The 3,323-nt window shown below is 65.4% G+C and carries 8 protein-coding genes; 3 read left to right on the forward strand and 5 right to left on the reverse strand.

Annotation, left to right across the window (positions count from 1 at the left end):
- The 3 genes from Q0309_RS02210 to Q0309_RS02220 form a co-directional block, all read left to right on the forward strand.
- Positions 1–265, forward strand: a 265-nt coding sequence (locus Q0309_RS02210; RefSeq protein ID WP_299436995.1) for a hypothetical protein, incomplete at its 5' end; no start/stop codon positions are given.
- 37 nt (positions 266–302) lie between these two features.
- Positions 303–566: a hypothetical protein gene (locus Q0309_RS02215; protein WP_299436997.1), complete on the forward strand. Its 264-nt coding sequence runs from the start codon at positions 303–305 to the stop codon at positions 564–566.
- A complete protein-coding gene (locus tag Q0309_RS02220) occupies positions 563–1,054 on the forward strand; it encodes a hypothetical protein (RefSeq protein WP_299436999.1) in 492 nt (163 codons plus the stop codon). Before Q0309_RS02215 ends, Q0309_RS02220 begins: the two co-directional genes overlap by 4 nt.
- Here Q0309_RS02220 and Q0309_RS02225 read toward each other — a convergent pair.
- From Q0309_RS02225 to Q0309_RS02245, 5 genes are all read right to left on the reverse strand, one after another.
- Positions 1,044–2,261, reverse strand: a complete 1,218-nt coding sequence (locus tag Q0309_RS02225; protein WP_299437001.1) for an argininosuccinate synthase — start codon at positions 2,259–2,261, stop codon at positions 1,044–1,046. The genes Q0309_RS02220 and Q0309_RS02225 overlap by 11 nt on opposite strands.
- A gap of 87 nt (positions 2,262–2,348) precedes the next feature.
- Positions 2,349–2,603 carry a hypothetical protein gene (locus Q0309_RS02230; RefSeq protein WP_299437003.1) on the reverse strand — a complete coding sequence of 85 codons (255 nt, stop codon included), beginning with the start codon at positions 2,601–2,603 and terminating at the stop codon, positions 2,349–2,351.
- The gene (locus Q0309_RS02235; protein ID WP_299437005.1) at positions 2,600–2,734 is read right to left on the reverse strand and encodes a hypothetical protein; all 135 of its coding nucleotides are present in this window, start codon (positions 2,732–2,734) and stop codon (positions 2,600–2,602) included. The genes Q0309_RS02230 and Q0309_RS02235 overlap by 4 nt, the downstream gene beginning before the upstream one ends.
- A complete protein-coding gene (locus Q0309_RS02240; RefSeq protein WP_299437007.1) occupies positions 2,734–2,955 on the reverse strand; it encodes a hypothetical protein in 222 nt (73 codons plus the stop codon). The genes Q0309_RS02235 and Q0309_RS02240 overlap by 1 nt, the downstream gene beginning before the upstream one ends.
- A gap of 52 nt (positions 2,956–3,007) precedes the next feature.
- Positions 3,008–3,238 (reverse strand): hypothetical protein, encoded by a 231-nt coding sequence (locus Q0309_RS02245; protein WP_299437009.1) that lies wholly within the window; start codon positions 3,236–3,238, stop codon positions 3,008–3,010.
- Positions 3,239–3,323: the final 85 nt, after the last annotated feature.

The following is a 3,323-nucleotide window of genomic DNA, read 5'->3' on the forward strand; positions in this document are numbered from 1 at the left end:
CAGACCGGACAGGGAGGCGAGCATGGTGTCTCTGGCGGCACAGGAATGGATGGCCGAAGGTGTAGCGCAGGGCAAGGCCGAAGGCGAAGCCCTCGGTCTGAAGCGAGCTTTGCGCCGCTTGCTGACGGCCCGGTTCGGTTTGCTACCGGACAGCGTGGCGGCGCGCATTGATGCGCTTCCAGGGGAGGCGTTAGAGGCCACATTGGACCGCGCGCTGACCGCCTCTGACTTGGCGGCAGTCTTCGAAGACCCGGTGTCCCACTGACTGATGGGACCGGGCCAGACCGGACAGGGAGGCGAGCATGGTGTCTCTGGCGGCACAGGAATGGATGGCCGAAGGCGAGAAGCTGGGGGAGGCGCGTGGTGAGGCGCGGGGCGAAATGCGCGCCATGAGGCAGGCGTTGCGGCGCACACTCACGCTGCGATTTGGTCCCCTGCCGGATGACGTCGCGACCCGGCTCGACTCGCTGCCGCCCGATGCTCTGGACAGCGCCTTCGACCGCGCCGTGACGGCCCCCGATCTGGCCGGCGTGTTTGGCACCGGGCCACAGGGACCCGCCGCATGACCGACACGACGGACCCCGCCCTCCTGACCCTCACCGCCATCGGCGGCAACGACGGCCGGCGGCCGATGCTGATGGGGGTGATCGCCCACCCGGCCGTGGGCTACTTCTACGGCCATCTGGAGCGGTGGTCCGCCTTGTGGGAGAACCGCCACCTGGGCAAGCCGGTGCGCCTGCGCGACGCCCGCACGGACATGTTCGACGAGGCCGGGGAACTCACCCGCGAGGGCAAGGTGGACGTGCTGGCGCGCCTGGAGGGCGATCACCTCGTGCTCTACCACGGCCGACAGGCGGGATTGCCGGTGCGGGCGCGGGAGGACGTGGGCACCGTCGAACGCTATCCCGTCGATCTGGCCGCGTTCGAGACCTTCGCCCGCGCCTGCGGCCTGACGGCGCGCAACGACCGCGCCGTCAACCGGTTGGTGATCGAGATCAGCCAGCGCCGCCGCGCCGCCGACGTCGAGAGCATGGTGGTTGACGTCAGCCTTTAGTCGCGTTCCCCAACCGCAGCCGCAGCGCGTTCAGCTTGATGAAGCCTTCGGCGTCGTGCTGGTCATAGACGGCGTCTTCCTCGAACGTCACGTGTTCCATGCTGTACAGACTGACCGGCGCCTTGCGGCCGACCACCATGGCACTGCCCTTGTACAGCTTCAGCCGCGCGGTGCCAGTCACCCGCTCCTGCGTCTTGTCGATCAGGGCCTGCAACGCCTCGCGCTCCGGCGCGAACCAGAAGCCGTTATAGATCAGCTTGGCGTAGCGCGGCATGACCTCGTCCTTGAGGTGCAGCGCCTCGCGGTCCAGCGTGATCGACTCCACCGCCCGGTGCGCCGCCAGCAGCAGCGTGCCGCCCGGGGTCTCATAGACCCCGCGCGACTTCATGCCGACGAAGCGGTTCTCGACCAGATCGACGCGGCCCACGCCGTGCCGGCCGCCGATCTCGTTCAGGCGGCGCAGCAGCGCGCCCGGGGTCAACCGCTCGCCGTTGACGGCCACGGCGTCGCCGCGCTCGAACTCAATCTCCACGTACTCGGGGGTATCCGGGGCCTGCTCCGGGTTCACCGTCATGCGGAACATGTCGTCGTCGGGTTCGACCCACGGGTCCTCCAGCGCCTTGCCCTCGTACGAGATGTGCAGCAGGTTGGCGTCCATGGAATAGGGCGCCTCGCCGCGCTTGTCCTTGGGCACGGGGATCTGGTGCGCCTCGGCGTAGGCGATCAGGCTGGCGCGGCTGTTCAGGTCCCATTCGCGCCACGGGGCGATGACCTTGACGTCGGGCTTCAGCGCGTAGGCCGTCAACTCAAAGCGCACCTGATCGTTGCCCTTGCCGGTGGCGCCGTGGCTGATGGCGTCGGCGCCGGTCTCGCGGGCGATCTCCACCAGGCGCTTGGCGATCAAGGGCCGGGCGATGGAGGTGCCCAGCAGATACGTGCCCTCGTACAGCGTGTTGGCGCGGAACATGGGAAACACGAAGTCGCGGACGAATTCCTCGGTCAGGTCGTCGATGTAGATCTCCTTGATCCCCATCATCTCGGCCTTCTTGCGGGCCGGCTCCAGCTCCTCGCCCTGGCCGATGTCGGCGGTGAAGGTCACCACCTCGCAGCCGTAGGTGTCCTGCAGCCAGCGCAGGATGATCGAGGTATCGAGCCCGCCCGAATAGGCCAGCACCACCTTCCTGACGTCGCCCGTGGTCTTGCTCATGCGCGTGCGCCTTTATGTCCCGAGTCCTGGAAAAGGCCGGGAGTATAGGCGATGCGGGCGGCGGGACAAGGGGGCGAAGGCGGCGGATCAAGTCAGCGTGGCACCCAGCACGACGGCGGCGAACACGGCGGCGGTCATGACGCCGACAATGCCCCACATGTAGGTTTTGCTGGGCTTTTCGGCCAAGCCGGCACGGACTTCGGTGCGAAGGTCCGCGATCTCGGCCTTGGTGGCGAGGTGCGGCAGCGTGCTCCGCAACTGTTCGTCGATGCGGATGATGAGAGGTTCGAGTCTGTCCAGGACAGATTCAACTTTCGCGACCCGGCGCTCAAGCTCGCTCATGCCACTTCCTCCGCCACCATCCCCCCATGATTGGGCGACTTACGCCCGGCGTTCATATGCCGACTGCGGACCTTGTCCTGTGTCCGGCGGTACTCATCAAGAATATGCACGTTGGGATCGGATTCCACCATCACTCCGCTCCCTTGTTAATATCCGCGACCTTTTTGGCCACGCGATCAACGCTTTCGTACATGTCGGCAATAGATTTAGACGATTCCTCAAAGTACTTTAGCTTGTCTTGGGCAGTAACGCCTTCTGTAATGAAAGAGGCCGCCAATATATGAACACTACCAATGGCCGTTGCCATTGCCAGCAAAGCATATGCGATTTCGCGATGATCTTCATCCGTCATCACACCCTCCGCCCCACGATCGGTGCAGCGGCCCTCCCTCGGCACCGGCAAATCAGGTCAGCGTGGCACCCAGAACGACGGCGGCGAACACGGCGGCGGTCATCACGCCGACGACGCCCCACATGTAGGTTTTGCTGGGCTTTTCGGCCAGTTCGGCCTTCGTGGCCAGATGATTCATGCGCTCGTCCATGCGGATCAGCATGGGCTCCATCCGGGCCAAGATACCCTTGACCTCGCGCATATCGTTTTCCAGCGTCTCGACGCGTCGCGTCAGGTCAGACATCGGCTCGTCTCCACCTTGACTGCCGTCAGGACAGGGGAATCGCTTGAACGTCCTATGAGTGGCCGCACAGGACATCGCACATGTA

Source organism: uncultured Rhodospira sp. (assembly GCF_937138205.1).
GTDB lineage: Bacteria > Pseudomonadota > Alphaproteobacteria > Rhodospirillales > Rhodospirillaceae > Rhodospira.

Coding starts and splice junctions, on each gene's coding strand:
- Q0309_RS02235 (WP_299437005.1), bottom strand. CDS start 2,734: ATGGTGGAATCCGATCCCAACGTGCATATTCTTGATGAGTACCGCCGG.
- Q0309_RS02230 (WP_299437003.1), bottom strand. CDS start 2,603: ATGAGCGAGCTTGAGCGCCGGGTCGCGAAAGTTGAATCTGTCCTGGAC.
- Q0309_RS02220 (WP_299436999.1), top strand. CDS start 563: ATGACCGACACGACGGACCCCGCCCTCCTGACCCTCACCGCCATCGGC.
- Q0309_RS02225 (WP_299437001.1), bottom strand. CDS start 2,261: ATGAGCAAGACCACGGGCGACGTCAGGAAGGTGGTGCTGGCCTATTCG.
- Q0309_RS02215 (WP_299436997.1), top strand. CDS start 303: ATGGTGTCTCTGGCGGCACAGGAATGGATGGCCGAAGGCGAGAAGCTG.
- Q0309_RS02245 (WP_299437009.1), bottom strand. CDS start 3,238: ATGTCTGACCTGACGCGACGCGTCGAGACGCTGGAAAACGATATGCGC.
- Q0309_RS02240 (WP_299437007.1), bottom strand. CDS start 2,955: ATGACGGATGAAGATCATCGCGAAATCGCATATGCTTTGCTGGCAATG.